The organism is Azohydromonas sp. (assembly GCF_035325925.1).
GTDB lineage: Bacteria > Pseudomonadota > Gammaproteobacteria > Burkholderiales > Burkholderiaceae_C > Calidifontimicrobium.
Genome location: NZ_DAOKZA010000008.1, coordinates 77,844 through 103,811, shown reverse-complemented (window position 1 = coordinate 103,811; position 25,968 = coordinate 77,844). Strand labels below are relative to the sequence as shown.

Sequence of the window (25,968 nt, the reverse complement as noted above, 5' to 3'; positions counted from 1 at the left end):
CCGCACCGCGCTGCAGAACGCCGCGTCGGTCGCCGGCCTGATGCTCACCACCGAGTGCATGGTCGCCGAAGCGCCGAAGGAAGAGACCCCGATGCCCGCCGGCGGCATGGGCGGCATGGGCGGCATGGGCATGGACATGTGACGCGTCACGCGGGCGCCGCACCCGCGACGGCCCTGCCCGACCCGAGAGCCCGCGGCGCAAGCCGCGGGCTTTTTTCCGTCACGGCGTCGACGCGTCGTCGTGGACCAGCGCGGCGATGGTGCGCGCGACGAGTTCCGGCTGCTCATGCACGACCCAGTGCGTGGCCCGCGGCACGCGGATGACCTGCAGGTCGCGCACGTACGCGTCCAGGCCGTCGAGCAGCGACGGCGGCAGCGCGATGTCGGCGTCGGCCCACAGCACCGTCGTCGGCACGCGCACGGTGACGGCGTCGGGCGCGAACTGCAGCGCATGCAGTGGGGCATCCGGCGTCACGGGCGGGCGCAGCGGCGACGCGCGGTACCAGTTCAGCGCGCCGGTCAGCCCGCGCCGCCACACGGCACGGTACTGCTCGCGCACCGCCTCGGTCAGCCAGCCGCCGCCCGGATGCGCCGGGTCGGCGGCGCCCATCGCGGTGAAGAACGGCCACAGTCGCGCGAAGTCGTCGGCGGCGAGCAGGCGCTCGGCGTCGGGGCGCACGAGGAAGTTCATGTACGAGCTCGCACGCTGCTGCGCCGGGTTCGACTGCAGTTCTCGCAGGAAGGTCGCCGGGTGCGGCGCGTTGACGATCAGCAGCCGCCCCAGCTTCGCCGGGTGCTGCGCCGCGAAGCTCCAGGCCAGCGCACCGCCCCAGTCGTGCCCGACCAGCAGGTCGACGCGCCCGCCGAGCCGGTCGACGAGCGCCGCGACGTCGCCGACGAGGTGCCTCGCGCGGTACGCCTCCACGTCGGCCGGTGTCGTCGAGCGCTCGTAGCCGCGCAGGTTGGGCGCGACGCAGTGCGCACGCGCGCCCAGCCGCATCATCACGTCGTCCCAGACGAACGCCGCCTCGGGGAAGCCATGCAGCAGCAGCACGCGCGGCGCGCCCTCGGGCCCGCCGCCACGGCACGACAGCGTGATGCCTTGCGCCAGCTCGACGTCGAAGGTCTCGATCACGGCTGCGGCTGCGCGACGCGGGTCCAGCCGTGCAGCGTGGTGGCGACGTCGTCGACGCCGGACCTGGCGAGCGCCGAGAACAGCGCCACGCCGATGTCGGCGTGCTCGCTGGCGATTTCGCCGAGCGCCTCGGTGGCCGCGCGAAGCGCCGCGTCCGCCTCGCGTCGCGACAGCTTGTCGGCCTTGGTCAGCAACACCAGCAGCTTCACCTGACCGGTTCGCACGCGCGGCGCGATGAACGCGAGCAGCCGACGGTCGAGGTCGGTCAGCCCAAGGCGCGCGTCGACGAGCAGCACGACCCCCGACAGGCTGCGGCGCAGGTCGAGGTAGTCGGCCATCACCTGCTGCCAGCGCAGTTTGGCGGCACGCTCGACCGCGGCGTAACCGTAGCCCGGCAGGTCGGCGAACAGCGCGTCGGGCGCGTCCTTCGGGCCGAGCGCGAACAGGTTGATGTGCTGCGTGCGCCCCGGCGTCTTCGACGCGAAGGCCAGCCGGCGCTGCTGCGCCAGCGTGTTGATGGCGGTCGACTTGCCGGCGTTGCTGCGCCCGACGAAGGCGATCTCCGGCAGTTCGGTCGGCGGTAGCTGGTCGAGGCGGCTGGCGGTGGTCAGGAAGCGCGCGCTGTGCGTCCAGGCCAACGCGTCGCGCGCGGCGCGCGTCGGGGCAGGAGGGGCAGACATAGGGCATTGTAAAATCTGCCGGTTTGCCTCCAACCGACCCCACGCGATGAAGCCCATCTCCGCCCTGCTGGCCTCGCTGCCCGCCATCACCGCGCTGGCCGGCGCCCTGCTCGCGCCGTCGACGACGCTGGCCGCCGGAGCCCAGGCGCCCAAGGCCGACCTGGCCAAGGGACAGGCGGTGGCCGCACAGGTCTGCGTGGCCTGCCACACCTTCGACGGCACGCGTGGCGCCCCGGCAAACCCGATCATCGCCGGGCAGCACCCCGAGTACCTGGCCAAGCAGTTGCGCGAGTTCAAGGAAGGCAAGCGCGTCAACGCGATCATGCAGGGCTTCGCCGCCGGCCTAAGCGACGAGGACATGCGCAACGTCGCCGCGTTCTACGCCAGCAAGGCCGCGCCGCAGGGCGCCGCGCGCAAGGCCGACCTGGTGCTGCTGGGCGAGCGCATCTGGCGCGGCGGCATCGCCGGCAAGAACGTGCCGGCCTGCGCCGGCTGCCACAGCCCGAACGGCGCCGGCATCCCGGCCGAGTACCCGCGGCTGGCCGGCCAGCACGCCGAGTACACCGACGCACAGCTCAAGGCGTTCCGCGCCGGCGAGCGCGCGAACAACGCGCAGATGACCGCGATCTCGGCCAACCTCAGCGACCGCGAGGTCGCCGCGCTCGCCGACTACGTCGCCGGGCTGCGCTGACCCGCCGGCCGCGGCAGCGCGGTACCCGGGGCCAAGGGCCGGTCATCGACCGGGCCCGGCTTTGGCGCCGGGGCCGGCGGCGATAATTTCCCGATGTCCGTCACCACTGCCGGTTTCGAGCCGGGCGCACGCTCGCGCCGCGTGCGCGACGCCGTCGAGTTGCTGTCGTCGATGCGCTTCGCGATCGCGCTGCTGACGCTGATCTGCATCGCCTCGGTGATCGGCACGGTGGTCAAGCAGCACGAGCCGCTGACCAACTACGTCAACCAGTTCGGGCCGTTCTGGGCCGACGTGTTCGCCACGGTCGGTCTGTACACGGTGTACAGCGCCTGGTGGTTCCTGCTGATCCTGGCGTTCCTGGTGGTCTCGACCAGCCTGTGCATCGCGCGCAACACGCCGAAGATCGTCGCCGACCTGAAGGCCTACAAGGAGAACGTGCGCGAGCAGTCGCTGCAGGCGTTCCACCACAAGGCGCAGGGCCGCGTCGACGAGGGCCGCGACGCCGTGCTCGAGCGCGTGACACAGCTGCTCGCCGCCGGCGGCTGGAAGGCCAGGCTGCAGACGCGCCCGAACGGCATGATGGTCGCGGCGCGCAAGGGCGCGGCCAACAAGCTCGGGTACCTGGCGGCGCACTCGGCGATCGTGCTGGTGTGCCTGGGCGGCCTGCTCGACGGCGACCTCATCGTGCGCGCGCAGATGTGGCTGCAGGACAAGTCGACCTATCGCGGCGGCGGGCTCATCAGCGAGGTGCCGGCGCAGCACCGGCTGTCGCCGCGCAACCCGACCTACCGCGCCAACCTGCTGGTGCCCGAGGGCGGCCGCGCCGGCACGGCGATCCTGTCGATGCCCGACGGCGTCGTGCTGCAGGACCTGCCGTTCGACGTCGAGCTGAAGAAGTTCATCGTCGACTACTACGACACCGGCATGCCCAAGCTGTTCGCCAGCGAGATCGTGATCCACGACCGCGAGACCGGCGAGTCGCGCGAAGCCCGCGTCGAGGTCAACCACCCGGCGTTCCACCGCGGCGTGGCGATCTACCAGAGCAGCTTCGACGACGGCGGCTCGCGGCTGAAGCTGCGCGCGGTGCCGCTGCAGCCCGGCACCGGCGGTTTCGACGTCGAGGGCGTCGTCGGCGGCAGCACCACGCTGGAGCGCGGCGGCGAGGCGCTGCAGCTCGAGTTCACCGCGCTGCGCGTGATCAACGTCGAGAACCTCGGCGCCGACGAGGGCGGCGACGGCGCCGACGTGCGCCGCGTCGACCTCGCGGATGCGCTGTCGGACCATCTCGGGTCGGGCGCCAAAGTGCGCTCGCCGAAGACGCTGCGCAACGTCGGCCCGTCGGTCAGCTACAAGCTGCGCGACGCGAGCGGGCAGGCGCGCGAGTTCCACAACTACATGCTGCCGGTCGAGCTCGACGGCCAGCGGGTGCTGCTCGCCGGCGTGCGCGACAACCCGAATGAGAGCTTCCGTTACCTGCGCATCCCGGTCGACGCCGCCGACTCGATCGACACCTGGGTGCGGCTGCGCGTCGCGCTGGCCAGCCCGGCGCTGCGCGAGGTCGCCGCGCGCCGCTACGCCGCCGCGGCGACACCCGACGCCCAGTCGGCGATGCAAGAACAGTTGCGCGCCACGTCGCTGCGGCTGCTGTCGCTGTTCGCCGGCGACGAACCCGGCGACCTGGCGGCGCCCGAAAGCGCGGCCCGCGCGATCCCGCCGGTCAGGGGCGGCCTGACCTCAGTGGCGCGCTTCCTCGAGACCACGGTGCCCGAGGCCGAGCGCGAACGCGTCTCCGAAGTGCTGCTGCGCATCCTCGACGGCAGCCTGTTCGAGCTGCTCAACGCGGCGCGCGCCGCCGCCGGCGAGCCGCCGCTGCCGCCCGACGAGACGACGCGGCGCTTCATGACGCACACGCTGACCTCGCTGTCGGACAGCTACTTCTACCCTGCGCCGCTGCTATTGCAGCTGGCCGACTTCACCCAGGTGCAGGCGAGCGTGTTCCAGGTCGCGCGCGCGCCGGGGCAGAAGCTCGTCTACCTCGGCGCGGTGCTGCTGATCGTCGGCGTGTTCGCAATGCTGTACGTGCGTGAACGCCGGCTGTGGATCTGGCTCGAAGACGATGCCGACGCCCCCGGCGCGCGCACGCGCATCGTCACCGCGCTGTCGACGACGCGGCGCACGCTGGAGGCCGACGCCGAGTTCGAGCGGCTGAAGGCCACCATCCTGCCGAACGCCGCCACCGCGACAAGGGATCCCGCATGAACACCGCGACCACCACCACGACGCGCGCGCTCACCGGCGCCGGCCGCCCGGGCGGGCCGTTCGGCGGGCGCAGCGCCTACGACTGGGTGTTCGCCGCGCTGACGCTCGTCGGCACGGGGTTCGCGTTCTGGCGCTACGGCGCCGCGATGGACGTCTACGAAACCTGCATCCTCGCCGGCAGCGCGCCGGTGGTCGTCGGCCTGGGCTGGTTCTGGGGCCCGCTGCGCACGCTGTCGCTGGGCGTCGGCGCCGCGGTGCTGCTGGCCATCGGGCTGTACGCGCGCACCCCCGACGGCTTCGGCGCCGACCTCGCCGCGGGAGAGAACGTGTTCTGGCTGAAGTACTTCCTATCCAGCCAGAGCGCGATCCTGTGGATGGGCGTGCTGTTCTTCATGAGCACCGTCTTCTACTGGATCGGGCTGGTGTCGACGGCGCGCGCCGGCGCAGACAACACCGCGCTGCGCATCGGCTCGCGGCTGGCCTGGGCGGCGGTGTTCATGGCGCTGGTCGGCTCGCTGGTGCGCTGGTACGAGAGCCACCAGATCGCCCCCGACATCGGTCACATCCCGGTCAGCAACCTGTACGAGGTGTTCGTGCTGTTCTGCTGGATGACGGCGCTGTTCTACCTGTACTACGAGCAGGTCTACAAGACGAAGGCGCTCGGCGCGTTCGCGATGCTGATCGTCAGCGCCGCGGTCGGCTTCCTGCTGTGGTACACGGTCGACCGCGAGGCGCACGAGATCCAGCCGCTGGTGCCGGCGCTGCAGAGCTGGTGGATGAAGCTGCACGTGCCGGCCAACTTCGTCGGCTACGGCACCTTCGCGATCGCCGCGATGGTCGCCTTCGCGTACCTGATCAAGCGCCAGGCCGGCGAGACGCGCTGGTGGAAGCTCGCGCCGCTGTGGGCGCTGGGCGTGGTGCTGTGCTTCGAGCCGCTGGTGTTCCGCCAGGGCTCGCAGGGGAGCGGCTACTGGATGGTCTACTTCGGCGTCTCGGCACTGGTCGTCGCCGGCATCCTCGCGCTGCGGCGGCGCATCGGCGCGGCGCTGCCGTCGTTCGAGCTGCTCGACGACGTGATGTACAAGGCGATCGCAGTCGGCTTCGCGTTCTTCACGATCGCGACCATCCTCGGCGCGTTCTGGGCCGCCGAGGCCTGGGGCGGCTACTGGAGCTGGGACCCGAAGGAGACCTGGGCGCTGATCGTGTGGCTGAACTACGCCGCCTGGCTGCACATGCGGTTGATGAAGGGGTTGCGCGGCAGCGTTTCGGCGTGGTGGGCGCTGGTCGGGCTGGCGGTGACGACCTTCGCCTTCCTCGGCGTCAACATGTTCCTGTCGGGTCTGCACTCGTACGGGGAGCTGTAACCGTCGCGCCACCGCGGGCGAACTTGCATCGGTCGGCACGATCGGAGCCACGATGAAGCTGCTGAAGGACCGTGGTTTCGTCCACCCGCGGGGCTCGGAGATCACGCCGCGCCGCGTGTTCGAGCAGCGCCGCGCGCTGCTGCAGGCCATCGCCGCCGGCGGTGGCGGGGCGCTGGCGCTGTGGGCGGCGCGCGACGCACGCGCGGCGATGGGCGCCGCCCCCGGCAGGCTCGCCGCGCTGCCGGGGGCGCGCAGCGCCGTCGACGGCGCGACGACGATGGAGAAGGTCACCGCCTACGCCGACGTCACCGGCTACAACAACTTCTACGAGTTCGGCACCGACAAGTCGGACCCGGCGCGCCACGCCGGTGCGCTGAAGACGCGACCGTGGACCGTCGCGGTCGAAGGCGAGGTCGCGAAGCCGAAGCTGTATGCCGTCGACGAACTGCTCGCGCTCGCGCCGATGGAGGAGCGCACCTACCGGCTGCGATGCGTCGAGGGCTGGTCGATGGTCGTGCCCTGGGTCGGCTGGTCGCTGTCGGAGCTGATCCGGCGCGTCGAGCCGACCGGCAACGCCAAGTTCGTCGAGTTCGTGACGCTGGCCGACGCGAAGCAGATGCCGGGCCTGCGCTCGTCGGTGCTCGACTGGCCCTACGTCGAGGGCCTGCGTCTCGACGAGGCGATGCACCCGCTGACGATGCTCGCCTTCGGCCTGTACGGCGAGGTGCTGCCGAACCAGAACGGCGCGCCGCTGCGCCTGGTGGTGCCGTGGAAGTACGGCTTCAAGAGCGGCAAGAGCCTGGTGAAGATCCGCTTCGTCGAGAAGCGGCCGAAGACCAGCTGGGAGCAGGCCGCCCCGCAGGAGTACGGCTTCTACTCGAACGTCAACCCGAAGGTCGACCACCCGCGCTGGAGCCAGGCCACCGAGCGGCGCATCGGCGAGGACGGGCTGCTGCAGCGCAGGCGCCCGACGCTGATGTTCAACGGCTACGAGCCGCAGGTCGGGCAGCTGTATGCCGGCATGGACCTGCGCAAGTTCTACTGACCGCGCGCGCGGCGGCGCGGCCGCACGGCTCGACGCGCGGCTGCGCCACCCGGCGGTCAAGCCGCTGGTGTTCGTGCTCGCGCTGCTGCCGTTCGCGTCGCTGCTGGCCGGCGCCGTCGCGGACACGCTGGGCGCGAACCCGGCCGAGGCGCTGATCCGCGGCCTCGGCGACTGGACGCTGCGCCTGCTGTGCCTGACGCTGGCGGTGACGCCGCTGCGCCAGGCGCTGCGCCTGCCGTCGCTGGCGCGGCTGCGGCGCATGCTGGGGCTGTTCACGTTCTTCTACGCCGCGCTGCACCTGCTGGCCTACGCCTGGCTCGACATGGGCCTCGTCGTCGCCGACATCGTGCGCGACGTCGCCAAGCGGCCGTTCATCCTCGTCGGCAGCGGGGCGCTACTGCTGATGCTGCCGCTGGCCGCGACATCGTTCGACCGCGCGATCCGCGCGCTCGGCGCGCGGCGCTGGCGGGCGCTGCACCGCGCCGTCTACGTCGTGGCCGCGCTGGCGCTGCTGCACTTCTTCTGGATGCGCGCCGGCAAGAACGACTTCGGCGAGGTCGGCGTCTACGCCGCCGTCGTCGCCGCGCTGCTCGGCTGGCGCCTGGCGCGCCGGCTGCTCGCAGCTCAGCGCATGAACCCCGGCAGCCACAACGCGAGCGCGTCGACCTCGAGCACGACGAACAGCGCGACGATCAGCGCGACGACGAACATCCACACGCCGCGGTAGATCTGCGCCAGCGACACCTCGGGCAGCAGCGAGTTCAGCACGAACAGGTTCATGCCCACCGGGGGGCTGACCAGCCCGATCTGCACCACCAGCACGATCAGCACGCCGAACCACACCGGGTCGAATCCCAGCCCGACGACGATCGGGAAGAACACCGGCAGCGTCAGCAGCACCATCGCCAGCTCCTCCATGATCGAGCCGAGCACGACGTAGATGACCATCATCGCGCCGACCACCGCCAGCGGCGGCAGGCCGAGCTCGAGGATCCAGTCCTTCAGGTCGTAAGGCATGCTGGTCATGTTCACGAAGTTCGCGAACATGTGCGCGGCGATCAGGATCGTGAACAGCATCGCCGTCGTGCGCGCGCTGTCGACCAGCACCTCGAACAGCACGCGCCAGGTCAGCGTGCGGCGCAGCCAGGCGAACACGAAGGCGCCGAAAGCGCCGATGCCTGCCCCCTCGGTGGCGGTGAACACGCCGCCGTAGATGCCGCCGAGCACCAGCAGCGCCAGCAGCGCGACGCCCCACACGCCGCGCGAGGCCTCGAGGCGCTCGCGCCAGCTCGCGCGACGGCCCGCCGGGCCGGCCGCCGGGTCGCGCCAGGTGATGAACGCCACCGCGAGCATCATCAGCGCCGCGCACAGCAGCCCGGGCAGCACGCCGGCGGCGAACAGCTTGCCGATGTGGGTCTCGGTGACGATGCCGTAGATCACCAGGATCGTCGACGGCGGGATCATGATGCCCAGCGTGCCGCCGGCGCAGATGACGCCGGCGCTGAGGTGGTCGGCGTAGCCGAGCTTCTTCATCGGCGGGTAGGCCACCTTGCTCATGGTCGCCGCGGTGGCGATCGACGAGCCGCAGATCGCGCCGAAGCCGGCGCAGGCGATCACCGTGGCGTGCGCCAGCCCGCCGCGGAAGTGCCCGATGAAGGCATACGCCGCGCGGTACAGCTCGTGCGCCAGCCCGGCGCGCGCGACGAAGTTGCCCATCAGGATGAACAGCGGCACGACGCTGAGGATGTAGGCGAAGCCGGACTCGTAGACCACCTGCGACGCACTGGCCAGCGACGCCGGCCAGCTGCGCATCAGCGCCAGCCCGACGACGCCGACCAGTCCCATCGCGAAGGCCAGCGGCACGCGCAGCAGCGCGAGCGCGAACACCGCGGCGAAACCCAGCAAGGCCTCGGTCAACCGCGCCCCCGCCCGCGGCTCACGCGTCGGCGCCCGCGTGACGGTGCGCCACCGGGCGGCCGACCAGCAGCAGGTGCACCAGCGCGGTGACGCCGCACAGCACGCTCATCGCGTAGACGAAAGGCGCGAGCGGGATCTTCAGCCGCGCGGTGGTGTCGCCGTAGCCGGCCAGGCTGCCGGCCTTGGTCCACATCAGCCAGGCGACGAAGGCGAGCATCGCGGCGCAGACCAGGTCGACCAGCACCTGCTGCACGCGCCGCACCCGCGGCGGCAGCAGCGCGTCGAGCGAGTCGAAGGTGACGTGCTCGCCGCGCAGCGACACCAGCGGCAGCGCGCCGAAGATCACCGCGACCATCAGGATCTCGGTCAGCTCGAGCGCGCCGGGCAGCGACGCGCTGAAGAACTTGCGCCCGGCGACGTCGACGAATGTCAGCAGCATGATCGCGAACAGCGCGAGCGCCGCGACCAGCCCGCACAGGGCGTGCAGCAGCGCTCTCACGGCCAGCGCGCCGACGGCGACGCCGGCCCGGCGGGACGGCGCCGTGAAGGCCGCCTCACTGCAGCTTCTTGATCTCGGCGCGCAGGTCGGCCAGCGCCTGTTTCGGGTCCTTCATGCCCTTGGCCTCGGCGGCCTTGGCCCAGCCGTCGACCAGCGGCGCGGTGCGCTGCCGCACCGCCTCGACGAAGGCCGCGTCGGCCTTCACGAACTGCACGCCGGCGGCCTGCATCGCCGCCATGCCGCGGCGGTCAACCTGGTCCCAGCCGCGGCCGATCATGCGCGCCGCCGGCTCGCCCGACATCTCGTCGACCGCCTTCTTCACGTCGGGCGGCAGCGCGTTGTAGGCCGCCTCGTTCATCATGAACACGAAGCTCGTGTTGTACAGCCCGCCGGGGAAGGTGGTGCCGTGGCGCACCACCTTGTCGATCTTGAACGCCTCGACCGACTCGGGCGGGAACAGCGTGCCGTCCATGACGCCGGTGGACAGCAGCTCGTAGCTCTCGGTCGACGGCTTCAGCGTGGCGTTGATGCCCATCGCCTTGCTGATCTCGTTGACGATGCCGCCGCCGACGCGGAACTTCAGGCCGGACAGGTCGTCGACGTTGGCGATCGCGCGCTTGGTGTTGAACACGCCGCCCGGGCCGTGCGTGAACACCGCGATCACCTTCACGCCCTTGTGCTCCTCCTGCATCGCCGGGGTGCGCTCGTACAGGCGCTGGAAGGCCACCGACGTCGCCTCGGCCGAGTCGCCGAGGAACGGCATCTCGGCCACCTGCGTCGTCACGAAACGCCCGGGCGTGTAGCCGTGCACGGTGAACGACACGTCGGCCAGCCCGTTGCGCACCGCGTCGAAGGTGCCCGGCGGCGCCGCCACCGCGCGCGGCAGCAGGTTGCAGCGCACCTTGCCGGCGGCCTTCTGCGCGACCTCCTCGCACCACGCCTTCTGCACCTCGGTGAGGATGTGCGTGGGCGGCACCCACGACGAGATCGTGAGCGTGACCTGGGCGCTGGCGTGGCCGGCGGCGGCGGTCAGGCCGGCCAGCAGCAGCGGGCGCAGGAAGGGGATACGCATGGCTTGTCTCCTGTTTGTGGGGAACGTGGCGGGGCGACCGGACCGAAAATTGTCCCGGCCGCATGCTACCCACCGGCCTGTGGTTTTCCTTGATGCGGTACAGGGGCCGGGCCACCGCGCCGGCGCGCCCCCGCATCGACGGGGCGCCCCCTCAGCCGCGGGAAGACAGCCGCCGCGCCGCTGCCTAGCATCGGCGCGGCCATGATGCCCGATCACCGACCCGAGCCCGCACCGACTCCGGCACGGCGCACGCACGCCGCGGCCGCGCTCGAACGTGCGCTGCGCGCGCTCGACGCCGCCGAGACGCGGCGACGCGGCCGCCTCGGCCGGTGCGGGCGCTGACACAGACCGCGTGCGCCTACCGCGGGCTCGGCGAACCCGCCGCCGCCGAGACCTGCCTGCAGCGCGCGCTGGGCTGGGCCGGCCTGCTCGGCAGCGTCGACGCCAGCATCGACCTGCTGTGCGAACTCGCCGAGACGGCCATCGCCCAGGCGACTTCACACGCCGACGCGGCGCGCGCGCGCGCCGCGCGCGAACGCGCCCGCGACCACGGCTTCGACGCCGCCGAACGTGCGCGCCGCTGCGCCGATCCGCAGTGGGAGCTGAGCGTGCTGCTGCGCGTCAGCGACGTGCTCGACCGCTGCGGCGACCACGACGACGCGATCGCGATGCAGTGCCGCGCGATCGCGCTGATCGCCCACGGCGGCGCGCCGTCACCCGCCGCGCCGCTGCAGGCCGCGGCGCCGGCGGCGACGATGTAGCGGCGCGGCGGGCCGACGCGCGGGGACCGCCGCACCCTGCGCGGGCCGTGGCCGCCCCGGGCCCCGGGCGCAGGCGATCGTTTCGGGGAAGCCTGGGCCGGTGAGGGTGACCCGACTCGCGATCCACCCGGCCGACCTGCGGGGCGTCGCGCGCCTGGCCACCGATGCCACGGCCGGCCTGACCGACCTCGTCGAGGCGATGCACGCGCGCATCGCGCGCGTGCCGCTGGTCGGCCGCGCGGCGCCCGACGGCCGCACCGGCGGCATCACCGGGCTGGTCTACGGGAGCGTGCGCGGCGTCACGCGGCTGGTCGGTGGTGGCGTCGACGCGCTGCTGGGGCTGGTCGCCCAGGCCCTGCCCGCGAGCGGCACGACGCCCGAGCGCGAGGCCGTCGTCGCCGCGCTCAACGGCGTGCTCGGCGACCACCTCGAGGCCAGCGGCAACCCGCTGGCGATCGCCATGTCGCTGCGCCACGGCGGGCGCACGCTGCCGCTCGAGCGCGACGCGCTGGCCGAGCGGCTGCCCGACGCGGGGCCGAGGCTGGTCGTGCTGCTGCACGGCCTGTGCATGAACGACCTGCAGTGGACGCGCGCCGGCCACGACCACGGCGCCGCGCTGCAGCGCGACCTCGGCTACACGCCGGTCTACCTGCACTACAACAGCGGCCGCCACATCTCGAGCAACGGCCGCGCGCTGGCACCGCTGATCGAACGCCTGGTCGACCAGTGGCCGCAGCCGCTGCAGCGGCTGGTGCTGGTCGGCCACAGCATGGGTGGGCTGGTGGCGCGCAGCGCGCTGCACGCGGCGCGCGACGCCGGCTTGCGCTGGCCGGCGCGCGTCGACGACCTGGTGTTTCTCGGCACGCCGCACCACGGCGCGCCGCTGGAACGCGCCGGGAACTGGGTCGACGTGCTGCTCGGCGCGGCGCCTTACGCCGCGCCGCTCGCGCGGCTGGGCAAGGTGCGCAGCGCCGGCATCACCGACCTGCGCCACGGCAACCTGCTCGACGAGGACTGGGACGGGCACGACCGCTTCGTGCGCCGCGGCGACCGCCGGCGTCCGCTGCCGCTGCCCGCCGGCGTGCGCTGCTTCGCGCTCGCGGCCACCACGGGCACGCGCCCCGGCGACGTCAAGGACCGCCTGCTCGGCGACGGGCTGGTGCCGCTGGCCAGCGCGCTCGGCCGCCACGCGCAGCCGGGCCGCACGCTGGCGTTCGCCCCCGATCGGCAGTGGGTCGGGCAAGGCATGAACCACCTCGACCTGCTGAGCCGCCCGGAGGTCTACGCGCAGCTGCGCCGCTGGCTGGCCTGATCGCCGCCGACGGCGCGCCGAACCGGCGCATCAAGGCCTGCCGGATCGAAACGTCGGGTGCGGGTCCGTCCTGGCCCGCGGCCTCCCCTAAACGCCACCCATGGCGGCTGGGCGGTCGCGCCGGTCACGCTGCCGAGTGCGGCCGTCAGGTCGTCCAGGGCCAGCGAGAACCCGAGCAGCGTCAAGTCCACGCCAGCCGGCAGTGCCAGGGCGGTCGACGAGAACGCCAAGTCGGTGGGCGGACCGCTGCCCGGGTTGGCCACCCGCAGGCGCAGCGCGAGATCGGTGCTGCCAAGCTTGATGGCGTGCAGCCGGACCGACCCGATGCCGAGCGCCGAGTCGTCGCCCTGCCACGCGTCGCCGACGTCAAACGCGATCAATCGACCCCCGGGGCCGTCGGCGCCGATCGAGGTGAGCAGGAGGTGGTTGTCGTCGACCCCCGAGGGACCCCCGCTGGCCACGTTGACAGGGGCGAACGTCGACGAGCCCTGGCCTGGCAGGTTGATCGACCCGCCCCGCGTCGTGCCGTCCTCGAAGTCGTCGACGCGACCGGCAACGACGCCGGCGACCGCTGCGGCGCCCTGGGCCGTGACGACGCAGGCCATGGCCGAACGGAAGGCGCGTCGGCGCAGCGACGCGGTCCTCGCCGTCGCGCGGGGTCACAGCATCGGTCGCGGCAGACACCGGCCGCGCCGGCGGGCGGTCTGCCGTGGCGCCGCGAACTGGGGGAGTCCCCCGGTTCAGGTGCCAACGCCGTCGACGTCGTAGCTCGCCAGCGCCACGCGCCCGGCCTGATCGTCGTTCACCAGCGCCCCCTGGCGTGCGATCGCGGCCGCGGCCTCAGCACCCAGGGCGGCGACCGCCAGACCTTCGGCGCGCGCCCTCGTGCGCGCCTCGTTGGGTTCCGGCTGTTCGCCGCGCTGCCGGAAGTGCTGGTCGGCATAGCCGAGCAGCGCCGCCGCCGCACGCGGCCGCCCTTCCAGCGCCGCCAGCAGCGCCAGCGCCAGCCCCCAGTAGGGCTGCAGCCGCCAGAGGCCGGCGCCGGGCCAGGCCTCGGCCGCGAGCGCACGCGCTGCCGCGGTGTCGTCCAGCGCCAGCAGCGCGTTGGCCAGGTTCAGCTGCGCGGTGGCCAGCGAGCGCGCATTGCGCGTGCCCTGCCAGCGTTCGACGAGCTGGCGGCCCAGCCGCACCGCCTCGTCCGGCCGGCCGGCGGCCAGCTCCAGGTCGGCCAGGTTGGTGCGCGCGGCGTCGGCCTGCGTCGACGTGCCGGCAGCTTCGGCCAGCAGCAGCTGGCGCCGCGTGGCCTCGCGGCAGCGCGCCAGGTCGCCGCGGTGGTAGGCGCGGATCGACTCGGCGGCGGCCAGGTGCTGGCGCAGGAGCGCGGGCCAGTGTTCGCGCTCCATCGCCAGCGCCTCGGCCAGCGCGTCGTCCTGCAGCACCGCGGCGGCCGGGTCGCGGCTGGTGGCGACCAGGCACAGCGCGCGGGCTAGCGCCAGCGCGTCGCCGCGTGAGCGTGCCAGCGCGACCGCCTGCTGCGCCAGGCGCAGCGCGCGCGCCGGTTCGCGCAACCACAGGATCGCCGCCGCGCCGAGCAGCCAGTGCAGGCGCACCGCCTCGTCGGCCACCTGTGGCAGCAGCGGCTCGGTGGCGTCGTACAGCCGGGTCATCTCGGCCAGACGGCGGCTGGTCAGCGCCGTGCCCAGCGGCCGCGCCATGGCCACCGCCAGCACGGCGTCGTGCTGCAACGCCCAGGCGAACGCGGCGCGGGCGTTGTCGAGCTCGGGCTCGGCGTCGCGCACGAAGTCGTCCTCGCTGCGCCGGCCGGCCAGCACCTCGCCGAGGGCGTCGGCGAAGCGCCGTGCCAGCACGCGGGCATGGCGTTCGCGCAGCGCTCCCTGCTCGGGCGCCGTGGCGAGCCGTTCGCGGGCCAGCGCCAGCGGCGCCTCGAGCAGGCGGTAACGCGGCGGCTCGTCGCCTTCCACGGCCAGCAGCGAACGCGATGCCAGGTCGTCCAGTGCCTGCAGCAGCGTCCAGCGGTCCAGCTCCGGGCCGCACAGCACGGCCTCGGCCAGCGCGAGCGAGCTGCCACCGGCGAACACCGCCAGGCGCCGGAACACCTGCTGCTGCACCGGCGCCAGCAGCTCGTGGCTCCACTGCAGCGCGGCGCGCAGCGAGCGCTGGCGCGGCGGTGCGTCGCGGCGCTCGCCTTGCGGCAGGTCGAGCACAGCGCCGGCGTCGCGCAGCGCCGCGGCCACGCCGGCCAGGCCCAGCAGCGGCACGCGCGCGGCCGCCAGTTCGATCGCCAGCGCGCTGCCGTCGAGCGCGCGGCAGATCGCCGCGGCCGCTTCGGCATCGCCGGCGCGGAGCACGAAGCCGCGCTGCGCCTGGCCCGCCCGTTCGGCGAGCAGCTCGACGGCCGGCGCCTGCAGCACCGCCTGGGCGTCGGCGTCGGGCGGCGGCAGCGCCAGGCCGTCGAGGCGCAGCACCTGCTCACCCGCCATGCGCAGCGGCACCTGGCTCGTCACCACGACCTGCACGCCGGGTGCGCGGGCGCGCAGCGACTGGGCGGCCGTCACCGTGCCGGCGGGCACCGTGTCGGCGTTGTCCAGCGCCACCACCAGCCGCAGCGGCGCGACCGCCGCGGCCAGCGCCTGCGCCGGATCGGCCGTGCCCAGCGGCACGCCCAGCGCGGCGGCCACCGCGGGCAGCACGTCGGCGTCGTCGCGCAGCTCGGCCAGCCCGACCCAGCAGGTGTCGCGCCCTTCCTCGTGGGCCAGCCGGTGCAGCAGGTGGCGCACGAGCAGCGTCTTGCCGACGCCGCCGGCGCCGGTGACGGTGACGAAGCGCCGGTCCGCGAGCAGCGCCGCCAGCTCGGCCAGGTCGGCGTCGCGGCCGATCAGCCGCGCCAGCGGGGCCGCGGTAGGTGGCAGCGCCGGCCGCGCCGCCGCGGCGGGCAGAGGCGGCGCCTGCACCGGCAGCGCGAAGCGGTAGCCGCGGCCGGGAATCGTCGCGATCGCCTCGGTGCCGAGCGCTCGGCGCAGCGCCCAGACCTGCACGTCCAGGTTGTTCGGCTCGACCACCACGCCGGGCCAGACGCGTTGCAGCAGTTCGTCGCGGCCCAGCGTGCGCTCGCGTTCGGCCACCAGCAGCGTGAGCAGGTCGAAGGCGCGCACGCCCAGCTTCACGGCGGCGCCGTCGGCCAGCACGCGGCGCTGCCGCGGCTGCAGCTCGAAGCGCCCGGCGGGCCCGAAGCGGACGGACTCGATCTCGACCATGCGATGCGGGAGCTTAAACGCCGGCGCACGGGCGCTTCAGAACGTTTAAGCGGTCTCCCCCTCCGGTTCGGGATCGTGCCACGGGCGTGCCGCACGCATGCTGCGGGCCATCGCCGGCGCCGCCGGCCCGCCTTGGGAGAGCGCCCGATGAACCCCCGACGCCAACTGCTCGCCACCACCGGCGCCGCGATCGCCGCCACCGCCGTTGCCGGTGCCGGAACGGCGCACGCCAGCGCTTCCACCGACGCCGACACGCTGTACGGCCACGGCATGGTCTGGAACCGCGACCTGCCCGGCCTCGCCGGCCGGCTGAACCTGGCCTTCGACCTGCGCGTCAACCTGCGCACCGGCACCGGCGCAGGCAGCGCCGGCGACCCGGCGCACCCGGACCAGGGCTTCCAGTTTGCGATCGAGCACACGCGGCGCGAGCGTGTGCGCAACGAGCACCGCTTCTTCCTGGAGGGCCGCGTCACCGACGCACTCGACCCGGCGCTGGTCGGCGCCCCGGTGCGCATCGCGGCGCAGACGCAGGGCGACACGACGGCCATCGTGATCCGCGTCGGCGATGCCGTCTATACCGGGGCGGGGCTGGTGGTGATCGCGATCATCGCGATCCTGATTCCCCTGCTGCTGCCGGCGATCCAATGAGCCCTCCAAACCCGACTCCACGCTGGAACGGCCGATCGGGCCCGCGCGCCTGGGCCGCCGTCGCGCTGCTGCTCGCCGGCGCCGCGCAGGCCGCGCTGATCACGCCGGGCACGCCCGTCACCGGCGTGCCGGCGGCGCTGCACGACCCGCTGGCCACGCTCACCGACCCGCTGCCGGCCGGCCGCTTCCTGCTGCCGATCGAGGTGTCGGGCGCCAGCGGCCTGCAGGACTGGGCCTTCGACCTCGGCTTCGACGATGCCGTCGTCGCGCCGCTGGACCTGGGCGGCCTCTTCCAGCACGCCTACCAGGCCGAGTTCAGCGTCACCGACCCGACGCTGTCGGACCTCACGAGCAGCGGCCTGGTGCTGCCCGGCGCGCTGCTGGGCGTCGCCGGCTTCTCCTGGGGGGCGAGCGGCGACGGCACGCTGGCCTACCTGCTCTTCGAGTACCGCGCCGGCCGCGAAGGCGACGACCCCGGCTTCGTCATCGACCCGCCGGCGCCGCAGCCGGTGCCCGAGCCCCCGCTGCCGTGGCTGCTGGGTGCTGCCCTGATGGCACTGGCGGCGACACGGCGCGGCGGTCCGGGCGCGCACCGGGACCCGGCAATGCTCGATCCACTTCTCCCACGGAGCACACGATGAAGACGACCTCGACAGTCTGGCCCGGCCTGCCGGCCGCGGCCCTGTGTGCGCTGCTCGCGGCGCCGGCCTCGGCCCAGCTCTCGACCACGGCCAACGGACCCTACTACGCCGCGCCGTCGTGGAACCAGAAGCTGGCGACGAACCGCTTCGTGGTCCTGGCCAACTGGAACAACGAGGCGGTGCTGGACCGCGAGACCGGGCTGGTGTGGGAGCGGTCACCGGACGGCGACGGCCGCCGTTGGCTGCAGGCGCAATCTCACTGCAACAACCGCGTCGTCGGCGGGCGCAAGGGCTGGCGCGTGCCGCAGGCGCAGGAACTGGCGAGCCTCGTCGACCCCGGCGTCGCGGCGCCCGGACCGACGCTGCCGCCGGGCCACCCGTTCCTCGGCGTCGGGACGATCTACTGGACGGTGACGGCGTCCACCCAGGTCGGCCCCGGGTCATGGGTAGTGGACTTCTTCGGCGGCCTCGTGGGCGCCATGGGGAATGACAACCTGCAGTCCGTCTGGTGCGTGCGCGGCAGCTCCGGAGCCGACGTGCAGTGAAGCCTCGCTCGGGAGCTCTGGCCATGACCTTCCTCCACGCCCTTCTCATCCCGCTGGTAGCGCTGCTGCTTGCCCTCCAAGCCCCGGCATGGGCGGGCAACGACCGCGTGACCGTGGTCCGCAGCAACGGCAGCTCGGTCTTCGCCAATCTCGTCGACCCGGCCACCGGCAGCAGCGGCTTCCTGTCCGTGAGCCGCGACGCCGTCGCCGGCACCACGGCGCTCGACTTCGCCTGGGCCACCCCGGTGCCGGGCGACCCGCGCCACGTGGTGCTGGTGCAGGGCGCCGGCGAGATCCCGAACGCCGCGTTCACCGTCGGTCGCGACGGCGCGCAGCTGAACGTGCTCACGCCCTTCGAGACGGTGCGCTGCCTCGTCGACATCGAGGACGGCACTTTCGACTGCGCGGGCGCGCCGGCGCTGGCCTTTGACCTGGTGTGGACGCGCATCGGCCAGGAACGCGAGTGGCGGCAGACCGTGTCCGAGGTCCGCATGGGGCCGCTCACGGTGCGCAGCCAGGGCCAGTTCGAGCTCACCGGGGCCACCGTGCACGGCAGCTTCGGCGGGCTGCCGACGAGCGGCGCACTGGGCAACCTGATCGACACCCGGGGCGCATCGGTGACGCGCGAGGTGCGCATGCGGGCTGCGCCCTAGCCGACGACGGGCGGAAGAGGCGAGCCATGCGGCCGATGCGCGCTGCAGCCCGCGGCCCCGTGACGGGCCGCGGGCGCGCAGCGGTCAGAGTCCGATCACGCCACCGTCTTCGCGCGTGATGACCAGCGTGCTGGAACGCGGGCGCGGGCCGTTCGGGTCGACCGCGACGATCGGGTCGCCCGGGTGACGGCAGAACGCGCCGTGGTCGGGCCAGTTGCTGGTGAACCGCGCCACGCCGCCGCTGATCGTCGTGCGGTCACCCGGATGCTGGAAGTTGACGAACATCGTCCTGCCGTCCGGCGTCGTGACCACGCCGGTGGTCTCCTGGTCCTTCGGGCCCTGCAGGAAGCGCTTGATTTCGCCGGTGACCGGGTTGGCGGCCAGCATCTGGTTCTCGCCGAACGGGCCGCTGGCCTGCTGCGAGCCGCTCATGTCGGTCTGGATCCACAGGATGCCGTTCGCGTCGATCCACAGCCCGTCGGGGCTGGCGAAGATGTTGCTTTCGTCGAGCGCCGCGCCGCCCTGGGCGGGCAGGATCTGGCTGTTGTTCGCCGGGCCGGCGAGCACGAAGATGTCCCACTCGAACTTCGTCGCCCAGGGGCGGCTGCCCTGCTCGCGCCAGCGGATGATGTGGCCGTTGGCGTTGGCGGTGCGCGGGTTGGCGGCGTCGGCCACCGTGCGGCTGCTGTTGTTGGTCAGCGTGAAGTAGACCTCGCCCGTCTGTGGGTGCACCGCGCCCCACTCCGGGCGGTCCATCTTGGTCGCACCGACGACGTCGGCGGCCAGGCGCGTGTTGATCAGCACGTCGGCCTGGTCCTTGAACTCGACGCCGGCGGTTGCGGCGGCGGCACGGAAAGCCGGGTCGGCAATGTTCAGCGCACGCCACTCGCCGGTGCCGTCGTCGTGGAACACCGCCACATACAGCGTGCCGTGGTCGAGCATGTCGGGGTCGCGCCGCCTGTCGTTCCAGCGCCCGGCGGTGACGAACTTGTAGATGTACTCGTTCTGCGCGTCGTCGCCCGAGTAGAAGGCCAGCGGCTGGCCGTTCTGCGGCGGCGCGAAGACGCAGGCCTCGTGCGCGAAGCGGCCCATCGCCGTGCGCTTCTTGGGCGTGCTGGCGGGGTCGAACGGGTCGACCTCGAGGATCCAGCCGTGGCCGTTGGCCTCGTTGCGGTAGTCCTCCGGCGCGCCGGCGCCAGTGGGCGTGACGTTGAAGCGCGCGGTCTCGTCGCCGGCGACGGTGTCCCAGCGGTAGCGGCTGTTCGCGGCGGCGCCGAAGGGCACACCGTAGCGCTGCTGGTCGCGCGGGCGCACGGCGCCGCGGTTGACGAAGTAGCCGGCCCAGTTCTCCTCGCAGGTGAGGTAGGTGTTCCAGGGCGTGGTGCCGTGGCCGCAGTTGTTGATCGTGCCGCGCGCGTGCGTGCCCTGCGGGCTGTACCGGGTCCTGACGAAGTCGGTCCCGCGCACCGGGCCGCTGATCTCGACCCGCGTGCCGGCGGTGATGCGGCGGTTGTACTGGCCGCGCACGACGTCCCAGGTGCCGTTGCCGTCCCGCCGGACCTCGACGACCGACATGCCGTGCGCGGCGATCTCCTTGCGCACCTGGTCGGCGTCGCGCACGCCGCCGACGAGGATGGGCCCGCCGACGTGCAGCACGTTCTGGTCGACGTACTCGTGGTTGATGCACAGCAGGCCGTGGCCGTTCGGGTCGTCGGGCAGCGGGAAGTAGTGGATGCCGTCGTGGTGCGAGCCGACCTGCTGCTCCTGCTCGGCGCCGCTGTTGCCGTTGACGCCGTCGTAGGCCGGGTAGCCGCCGGTGATCGGCGTGCCCCAGGGCACCAGCGCCTGCGCCTTGTAGCCGAACGGCAGCGTCGCGGTGTCGGAACGCGTCGCCGGGATGGCGTCGAAACCCAGCACCGGGTTCAGCGCGCGCGCCGAGCTGCCCGCAGCAGCCGGCGGCAGGAAGTCGTTGCGCGCCAGCGCGGCCACCGGCGACGCGGCGAAAAGGCCGGCCACGGCACCGGACAGCGACCCGCGCAGCACGCCACGGCGCGACAGACGGCGCTCGAGCACCGACTCGAAGGTCGGGTTGGCCGAGAGGTTGGACATCGGCTCGTCGCCGGTTTCGGCCAGCATCTGCGCCAGCGAATCGTCTTTCATTGCGTCTTTCACGAAGCTCTCCTGGGGACTGCGGGCTTGCGTCGGCATCGGATGCCGGCGCCGGCCGGACGCCGCGACGGCTCCCGACGGCCGGCAGTCTGGTGGCCTCGTGTGACGCAATCGTGAGGGTTCGATGACAGCCCGTGCGGCCGCGGTCCGCGCGCCGTGCGCCAGCGGTCGGGGCCGAGGGCGGCACGCCCCCAGGGTTCGGCTCAAGCCGGCCCGGCCACCAGTTCCCGGAACGACGCCAGCCGCCCCGCGACCGCGCTCGCGGCCACCGTCGCCGGACTCGCGAGCCAGACCTGCCCCGGCCCCGAACGGCCGGGGAAGTTGCGGTTGACGGCGCTGACGGTGACCTGCTCCGGCGCGGTCGACGCGCCCGGGCCGCAGTTGGCGCAGGCGCCGCAGGCCGGCTGCAGCAGCTCGGCGCCGACGGCGCGGAAGGTCTCGAGCCAGCCGTGCGCCGCGCACCAGTCGCGCACGTCGGTGGTGCCGAACTGCAGGTACAGCCGCACGTGCGACGCGACGCGCCGGCCGTGCGCCAGCGCCCACGCCAGCACCGCGTGGTACTGCGCGAAGTCCTCCCGCTTGCCGGCGGTGCACGAGCCCCCGTAGGCGATGTCCACGCGCGGGCGTTCGGCATCGGGCAGGGCGGAAAGCGCGACGCCGCGGCCGGGGTCGCCCGGGCGCGCCACCCACGGCGACAGCGTCGACGCGTCGACGCGGACGACGTCGGCGTAGCGCGCGCCGAGGTCGCTGCGCATCCACGGCGCGAGCGCGACCTCGACGCCGCGGCGCTCGCGCACGAAGCGCAGCGTCTCGGCGTCCGGCTCGACGATGCCGGTCAAGCCGCCGAGCTCGGCCGTCATGTTGGTCAGCGTCGCGCGCTCGTCGGTGGACAGCGCACGCACCGCCGACCCGCCGAACTCGAACACCCGGCCCACGCCCGCGCCGTCGCGGATCGCCGGCAGCGCCAGCAGGTGCAGCACCAGGTCCTTGGCGCCGGTGCCCGGCGGCAGCGTGCCGTCGACCTCGACGCGCAGCACCTCCGGCCGGCCCAGCCGCACCTGACCGGTGACGAAGGCGAAGGCCATCTCGGTGCTGCCGACGCCGAAGGCCACGCAGCCGAGCGCGCCGCTGTGCGGCGTGTGCGAGTCGGTGCCGACGATCAGCTCGCCCGGGGCCGCGTAGCGCTCGGCCATCAGCGCGTGCGAGATGCCCTGCGAGCCTTCGCCACCCGGCAGCACGCCGTGGTCGGTCAGGCCGTGGCGGGCGACGAAGTCGCGGTGCGCGCGCGACAGGCGGTGAACGCCGCCCGCCAGGTCCTGCCCCTGGTGCAGCGGGCTGCGGTGCACGTACGACAGGTGGTCCTCGAAGCAGACGATGCTCGCCGGGTCGTGCAGCACGGGCGCGTCGCCGAAGCGCTGCGCCAGCAGGTGCGCGCACATGCCGGTGTAGTACTCGTGGATGAAGCGCCGGTCGGCGCGCACGAAGCCCTCCGCGCTGCGGTGCCGGCGCACGATCTTCTCGAATAGCGTGAGCGGCCGGCCGTCGTCCGGCCCGGGCCCGGCCGCCGGCGGCGCGTACGCGAGCAGCCCGCCGGCGCACAGGATGGCCGCGGCCTGGGCATCGCGGCCGGCCAGCAGGTCCTGCGGCGTGACCGGCTCGCCGCGTTCGAGACGGTCGAGCAGCCCGAAGTCGGTGCTCGTCCACAGCCCCAGGTTGTCGGCGTTCTGGCGGTAGATGCGCTCGAAGCTCTCGGCGAACACCAGCCGCACCCCGGCGCTGAGCTCCGCCAGCGGGCTGTGCTCGCGCGAGCTGCCCTTGCCGTAGCGTCGGCCGCCGACCAGCACCTCGACGCCGGCCACGCGCAGTGCGTCGACGCCGATCGGGCGCTCGCCGCCGGCGGTGAAGCCGGTGTGCGCGTGGCGGCCCAGCGTGGCGTCGAAGTGCACCATCGCCGCCAGCGGCGAGATCTCGTCGGTCGAGACGTCGTCGCGCAGCCGCCCGGCCGCGGCCCGCGTCAGGCGCCGGCCGGCCAGCTGCGCGCGCACGAGCGCCGGGTCGGCCGTCAGGTACAGGATGCGCGCAGCACCGGGCCGCCCGCCCGGCACCGCCGCGACGGGGTCCGGGGGCGACGCCGCCGACGCCGCCACCCTCGGCGCCGCCGGGCCCGCGGCGGTCACTGGGCCTCGACGCCGGCCTTCTTGACGAGCGCGGCGTACTTGGCCATCTCGCTGCGGAAGAAGGGCATGGCCTGGTCGGCCGGCTGCACGTTGATCACGTTGCCCTGCTTGGCCATGGTCTCCTTGACGGCCGGGTCGGCGAAGGCGCTGACCACGGCCGCGTGCACGCGCTGCACCTCGGCCGCCGGCAGCCCCTTGGGCCCGACGACGGCGAACCAGGCCTCGACCTGGTAGTCCACGCCCTGCTCGACGAAGGTCGGGATCTCCGGCGCGGCCGCCACGCGCTGGGCGGTGGCCACGCCGATGGCCTTGAGCGCGCCGGACTTCAGGTGCTGCTGGACGCTGGGCAGCGCCGCGGTGGCGAACTGCACCTGGCCGCCGATCAGGTCGGTCAGCATCGGGCCCACGCCCTTGTACGGGATGTGGCGCGCCTTGGTGCCGCTGGCGTCGAGGAACATCTCCGTGGCCAGGTGCAGGATGGTGCCGTTGCCGCCCGAGGCGTAGTTCAGCTCGCCGTTGGACTGCTTGAGCAGCGCCGCCAGCTCCTTGGCGTTGTTCGCCGGCACCTTGGCGTTGACCACCAGCACGATGGGCGTGTAGCCGACCACCGCGATCGGCGTGAAGTCGTCGGGCATCGCGAACGGCAGGCTCTTGAGCACGCTCGGGAAGATGACGACGTTGTTCGACACCACACTGAGCGCGAAGCCGTCGGCCGGCGAGCGCGCCAGCGCCTGCAGGCCCACGATGCCGCCGGCCCCGGGCTGGTTGTCGACCACGATCGGGTGGCCGAGCGCCTTGGCCAGCGCCGGCTGCGCCGCGCGCGTGATCGCGTCCACGCCCGAGCCGGTCGCGTTGGGCAGGATGAAGCGGATGGTCTTGTCCTGCGCGAACGCCGGCACGGCCAGGGCCAGGCCGGCCGCGGCGATCAGGGCACGTCGGATCGGGTTCATCGTCGTCGTCTCCTCGGGATTTCAGGCCACCACGGCCCGCGTCTTGAAATCGTCGATCTGCGCCGCGTCGTAGCCGAGCCCGGCGAGCAGCTCGCGCGTGTGGGCGCCGAAGCGCGGCGGCTGCAGCCGCACCGGCAGCCGCTGGCCGGCCAGCGTGATCGGGAACAGCGTGGTCTTGACCTTGCGGCCGGCGTCGGGCCCGTCGGGCAGCTCGACGTCGGCCAGGCCACCGGTGGCCCGCAGGTGCGGGTCGTCCAGCAGGTCCTCGGGGCGGCGGATGGGCGCGAACGGCAGCCCGGCGCGCTCGAAGATCGCCGCCAGCTCGGCGGCCGTGCGCGACGCCAGGCGCTCGCGCAGCGTCGCCAGCAGCTGCGGGCGGGCGCGCACGCGGTCGTTGTTGGTCCTGAGCGCCGGGTCGGCCTTGAGGTCCGGGAAGCCCAGCGCGTCGCAGAAGGTCTCCCACTGCGCGTCGCTGACGGCGGCCAGGAAGATCTGCTCGCCGTCCTGGACGGTGAAGACGTCGTAGACGGCCCACGGGTTGTCGCGCGCCGGCATCGGCCTGGGGTGCTGGCCGGTCATCGCGTACTGGAGCATGTGCTGCCCCATCAGGAACACGTTGTTCTCGTACAGCGCGCTCTGCACCTCCATGCCGCGGCCGGTGACGCCGCGCTGGATCAGCGCCCCGAGCGCGCCGATGGCGCCGAACAGGCCGCCCATGATGTCGTTGACGCTGGTGCCGGCGCGCAGCGGGTCGCCCGGACGACCGGTCATGTAGGCCAGCCCGCCCATCATCTGCACCACCTCGTCGAGCGCCGTGCGGTGCTCGTACGGGCCGGGCAGGAAGCCCTTGTGGCTGACGTAGATCAGCCGGTCGTTGACGGCCGACAGGCTCGCGTAGTCGAGGCCGTACTTCACCAGCGCGCCGGGCTTGAAGTTCTCGGCCACCACGTCGGCGCTGGCGGCCAGCCGCCGCGCGACCTCGGCGCCCTCGGTCTTGCGCAGGTCGACGCCGATGCTCTTCTTGTTGCGGTTGAACATCGGGAAGAAGCCGGCGCCGGCGCCGAGCAGTCGGCGCGTGCCCTCGCCGTCGACCGGCTCGACCTTGATCACCTCGGCGCCGAGGTCGGCCAACACCATGCCGCAGGTCGGGCCCATCACCATGTGGGTGAACTCGACGACACGCAGCCCGGCCAGCGGCTGGGGTGCGCAGTCCGGTGACGGCGCAGCAGTCATGCCCGAGCCGGCGGGCGCAGCGTCTTCGGCAGTCCGGCGCGCCAGACGTGGCCGTGCAGCGGCTCGCCTTCCAGCCAGCCCGCGAGCCGGGCGCGCAGCGCGATCAGCGCGTCGAAGTCCAGACCGGTCGGCACGCCCATGCTGGCGAACAGGTAGGCCAGGTCCTCGGTGGCGACGTTGCCGCTGGCGCCCGGCGCGTGCGGGCAGCCGCCGATGCCGCCGAGGCAGGCATCGAAGCGGCGCACCCCCGCCTGCCAGGCGGCGTAGACGTTGGCCAGGCCGAGCCCGCGCGTGTCGTGGAAGTGGCCGCAGGCCAACCGATCGCCGGCCACCACGAAGGCCTTCTCGAACAGGCGCGCGACCTGCAGCGGGTCGGCGTAGCCGACGGTGTCGGCCAGGCCGACGCGCTCGGCGCCGGCGTCCAGCACCGCCTGCACCAGGCGCAGCACCTCGGCCTCGTCGACCCGGCCCTGGATCGTGCAGCCGAAGGCGGTGCTGATGCCGACCTCGAGCAGGCAGCGTGCGCCGGCGGCGTCGCGCAGGGCGCGGATGCGGCCGATCTCGGCCACCACCTCGTCCGGCGTCTTGCGCAGGTTGGCCAGGCTGTGCGCGTGGCTGGCCGACAGCGGCAGCAGCATCGCGTCGGCGCCGCTGTCCAGCGCTGCCCGCGCGCCCTTCAGGTTCGGCACCAGCGCCGAGGTCACGAGCCCCGGCAGCGTACGCGCGAAGGCCACCACCTCGGCGGTGTCGGCCAGTTGCGGCAGCAGCCGCGCCGGCACGAACGAGCCGACCTCGGCCTCGCGCACGCCGGCGGCGTGCAGCGCGCGCAGCCATTCGATCTTCTGTGCCGTGGGCAGCGTGCGCGCGAGGCTCTGCAGCCCGTCGCGCAAGCCGACTTCGCGCACCGACACCGAGGTGCAGGTCGTGGGGTTGATCGCCATC

Annotated in this window: 23 protein-coding genes; 11 read left to right on the top strand and 12 right to left on the bottom strand. The window is 73.4% G+C overall.

Going from position 1 to position 25,968, the window contains the following annotated elements; all coding sequences use genetic code 11:
* Positions 1 to 220: 220 nt before the first annotated feature.
* Both PKC53_RS04875 and yihA read right to left on the bottom strand, forming a co-directional pair.
* Positions 221 to 1,135, bottom strand: a complete 915-nt coding sequence (locus PKC53_RS04875) for an alpha/beta fold hydrolase (protein ID WP_324426897.1) — start codon at positions 1,133 to 1,135, stop codon at positions 221 to 223.
* Positions 1,132 to 1,815 (bottom strand): ribosome biogenesis GTP-binding protein YihA/YsxC, encoded by a 684-nt coding sequence (gene yihA, locus PKC53_RS04870; RefSeq protein ID WP_324426895.1) that lies wholly within the window; start codon positions 1,813 to 1,815, stop codon positions 1,132 to 1,134. Before yihA ends, PKC53_RS04875 begins: the two co-directional genes overlap by 4 nt.
* A 46-nt stretch (positions 1,816 to 1,861) precedes the next feature.
* Here yihA and PKC53_RS04865 point away from each other — a divergent pair, with 46 nt between their 5' ends.
* The 5 genes from PKC53_RS04865 to PKC53_RS04845 all read left to right on the top strand — a co-directional run bounded on the left by PKC53_RS04865 (position 1,862) and on the right by PKC53_RS04845 (position 7,901).
* Complete coding sequence (locus PKC53_RS04865; protein WP_324426893.1) at positions 1,862 to 2,506, top strand: c-type cytochrome; 645 nt, start codon at positions 1,862 to 1,864, stop codon at positions 2,504 to 2,506.
* A gap of 93 nt (positions 2,507 to 2,599) precedes the next feature.
* Positions 2,600 to 4,765 carry a cytochrome c biogenesis protein ResB gene (locus tag PKC53_RS04860; RefSeq protein ID WP_324426891.1) on the top strand — a complete coding sequence of 722 codons (2,166 nt, stop codon included), beginning with the start codon at positions 2,600 to 2,602 and terminating at the stop codon, positions 4,763 to 4,765.
* Positions 4,762 to 6,129, top strand: a complete 1,368-nt coding sequence (ccsB, locus tag PKC53_RS04855; protein ID WP_324426889.1) for a c-type cytochrome biogenesis protein CcsB — start codon at positions 4,762 to 4,764, stop codon at positions 6,127 to 6,129. The genes PKC53_RS04860 and ccsB overlap by 4 nt, the downstream gene beginning before the upstream one ends.
* Before the next feature lie 52 nt (positions 6,130 to 6,181).
* A complete protein-coding gene (msrP, locus tag PKC53_RS04850; protein WP_324426887.1) occupies positions 6,182 to 7,174 on the top strand; it encodes a protein-methionine-sulfoxide reductase catalytic subunit MsrP in 993 nt (330 codons plus the stop codon).
* Complete coding sequence (locus PKC53_RS04845) at positions 7,143 to 7,901, top strand: protein-methionine-sulfoxide reductase heme-binding subunit MsrQ (protein ID WP_324426885.1); 759 nt, start codon at positions 7,143 to 7,145, stop codon at positions 7,899 to 7,901. Before msrP ends, PKC53_RS04845 begins: the two co-directional genes overlap by 32 nt.
* On the opposite strand, the gene PKC53_RS04840 is transcribed toward PKC53_RS04845, so the two are convergent.
* From PKC53_RS04840 to PKC53_RS04830, 3 genes are read right to left on the bottom strand one after another with little or no spacing between them, the layout of a single operon-like run.
* Positions 7,799 to 9,091 carry a TRAP transporter large permease gene (locus PKC53_RS04840; protein WP_324426883.1) on the bottom strand — a complete coding sequence of 431 codons (1,293 nt, stop codon included), beginning with the start codon at positions 9,089 to 9,091 and terminating at the stop codon, positions 7,799 to 7,801. The two genes, PKC53_RS04845 and PKC53_RS04840, sit on opposite strands and share 103 nt — an antisense overlap.
* 19 nt (positions 9,092 to 9,110) lie before the next feature.
* Positions 9,111 to 9,590: a TRAP transporter small permease gene (locus PKC53_RS04835; protein WP_324426881.1), complete on the bottom strand. Its 480-nt coding sequence runs from the start codon at positions 9,588 to 9,590 to the stop codon at positions 9,111 to 9,113.
* Between the two features lie 55 nt (positions 9,591 to 9,645).
* The gene (locus PKC53_RS04830) at positions 9,646 to 10,662 is read right to left on the bottom strand and encodes a TRAP transporter substrate-binding protein (RefSeq protein ID WP_324426879.1); all 1,017 of its coding nucleotides are present in this window, start codon (positions 10,660 to 10,662) and stop codon (positions 9,646 to 9,648) included.
* A gap of 329 nt (positions 10,663 to 10,991) precedes the next feature.
* Here PKC53_RS04830 and PKC53_RS04825 point away from each other — a divergent pair, with 329 nt between their 5' ends.
* Positions 10,992 to 11,423, top strand: coding sequence for a hypothetical protein (locus tag PKC53_RS04825; RefSeq protein WP_324426877.1), 432 nt, complete (start codon positions 10,992 to 10,994; stop codon positions 11,421 to 11,423).
* A gap of 100 nt (positions 11,424 to 11,523) precedes the next feature.
* Positions 11,524 to 12,735, top strand: coding sequence for an alpha/beta hydrolase (locus PKC53_RS04820; protein ID WP_324426875.1), 1,212 nt, complete (start codon positions 11,524 to 11,526; stop codon positions 12,733 to 12,735).
* On the opposite strand, the gene PKC53_RS04815 is transcribed toward PKC53_RS04820, so the two are convergent.
* Both PKC53_RS04815 and PKC53_RS04810 read right to left on the bottom strand, forming a co-directional pair.
* The gene (locus PKC53_RS04815; protein WP_324426873.1) at positions 12,705 to 13,340 is read right to left on the bottom strand and encodes a hypothetical protein; all 636 of its coding nucleotides are present in this window, start codon (positions 13,338 to 13,340) and stop codon (positions 12,705 to 12,707) included. The two genes, PKC53_RS04820 and PKC53_RS04815, sit on opposite strands and share 31 nt — an antisense overlap.
* 135 nt (positions 13,341 to 13,475) lie before the next feature.
* Positions 13,476 to 16,010: a winged helix-turn-helix domain-containing protein gene (locus PKC53_RS04810; RefSeq protein ID WP_324426871.1), complete on the bottom strand. Its 2,535-nt coding sequence runs from the start codon at positions 16,008 to 16,010 to the stop codon at positions 13,476 to 13,478.
* Between the two features lie 147 nt (positions 16,011 to 16,157).
* Between PKC53_RS04810 and PKC53_RS04805 the strand changes: the two genes are divergently transcribed.
* Genes PKC53_RS04805 through PKC53_RS04790 form a run of 4 tightly spaced genes read left to right on the top strand, consistent with a single transcriptional unit; the run spans position 16,158 to position 18,497 of the window.
* Positions 16,158 to 16,658, top strand: a complete 501-nt coding sequence (locus PKC53_RS04805) for a hypothetical protein (RefSeq protein ID WP_324426869.1) — start codon at positions 16,158 to 16,160, stop codon at positions 16,656 to 16,658.
* A complete protein-coding gene (locus tag PKC53_RS04800) occupies positions 16,655 to 17,299 on the top strand; it encodes a hypothetical protein (protein WP_324426866.1) in 645 nt (214 codons plus the stop codon). The genes PKC53_RS04805 and PKC53_RS04800 overlap by 4 nt, the downstream gene beginning before the upstream one ends.
* Positions 17,296 to 17,844: a DUF1566 domain-containing protein gene (locus PKC53_RS04795; protein ID WP_324426865.1), complete on the top strand. Its 549-nt coding sequence runs from the start codon at positions 17,296 to 17,298 to the stop codon at positions 17,842 to 17,844. The genes PKC53_RS04800 and PKC53_RS04795 overlap by 4 nt, the downstream gene beginning before the upstream one ends.
* A 23-nt stretch (positions 17,845 to 17,867) precedes the next feature.
* Positions 17,868 to 18,497 carry a hypothetical protein gene (locus PKC53_RS04790; RefSeq protein WP_324426863.1) on the top strand — a complete coding sequence of 210 codons (630 nt, stop codon included), beginning with the start codon at positions 17,868 to 17,870 and terminating at the stop codon, positions 18,495 to 18,497.
* Between the two features lie 84 nt (positions 18,498 to 18,581).
* Here PKC53_RS04790 and PKC53_RS04785 read toward each other — a convergent pair whose 3' ends face one another.
* From PKC53_RS04785 to PKC53_RS04765, 5 genes are all read right to left on the bottom strand, one after another.
* Complete coding sequence (locus PKC53_RS04785; protein WP_324426861.1) at positions 18,582 to 20,669, bottom strand: PhoX family phosphatase; 2,088 nt, start codon at positions 20,667 to 20,669, stop codon at positions 18,582 to 18,584.
* A 200-nt stretch (positions 20,670 to 20,869) separates the two neighbouring features.
* Positions 20,870 to 22,771, bottom strand: coding sequence for an aconitase family protein (locus PKC53_RS04780; RefSeq protein WP_324426859.1), 1,902 nt, complete (start codon positions 22,769 to 22,771; stop codon positions 20,870 to 20,872).
* A gap of 68 nt (positions 22,772 to 22,839) precedes the next feature.
* Positions 22,840 to 23,793 (bottom strand): tripartite tricarboxylate transporter substrate-binding protein, encoded by a 954-nt coding sequence (locus PKC53_RS04775; protein ID WP_324426857.1) that lies wholly within the window; start codon positions 23,791 to 23,793, stop codon positions 22,840 to 22,842.
* A 21-nt stretch (positions 23,794 to 23,814) separates the two neighbouring features.
* Positions 23,815 to 25,026, bottom strand: a complete 1,212-nt coding sequence (locus tag PKC53_RS04770; RefSeq protein WP_324426855.1) for a CaiB/BaiF CoA-transferase family protein — start codon at positions 25,024 to 25,026, stop codon at positions 23,815 to 23,817.
* Entirely contained in the window at positions 25,023 to 25,967 is a 945-nt protein-coding gene (locus PKC53_RS04765; protein ID WP_324426853.1) for a hydroxymethylglutaryl-CoA lyase, read from the bottom strand. The genes PKC53_RS04770 and PKC53_RS04765 overlap by 4 nt, the downstream gene beginning before the upstream one ends.
* Between the last annotated feature and the right edge of the window lies 1 nt (position 25,968).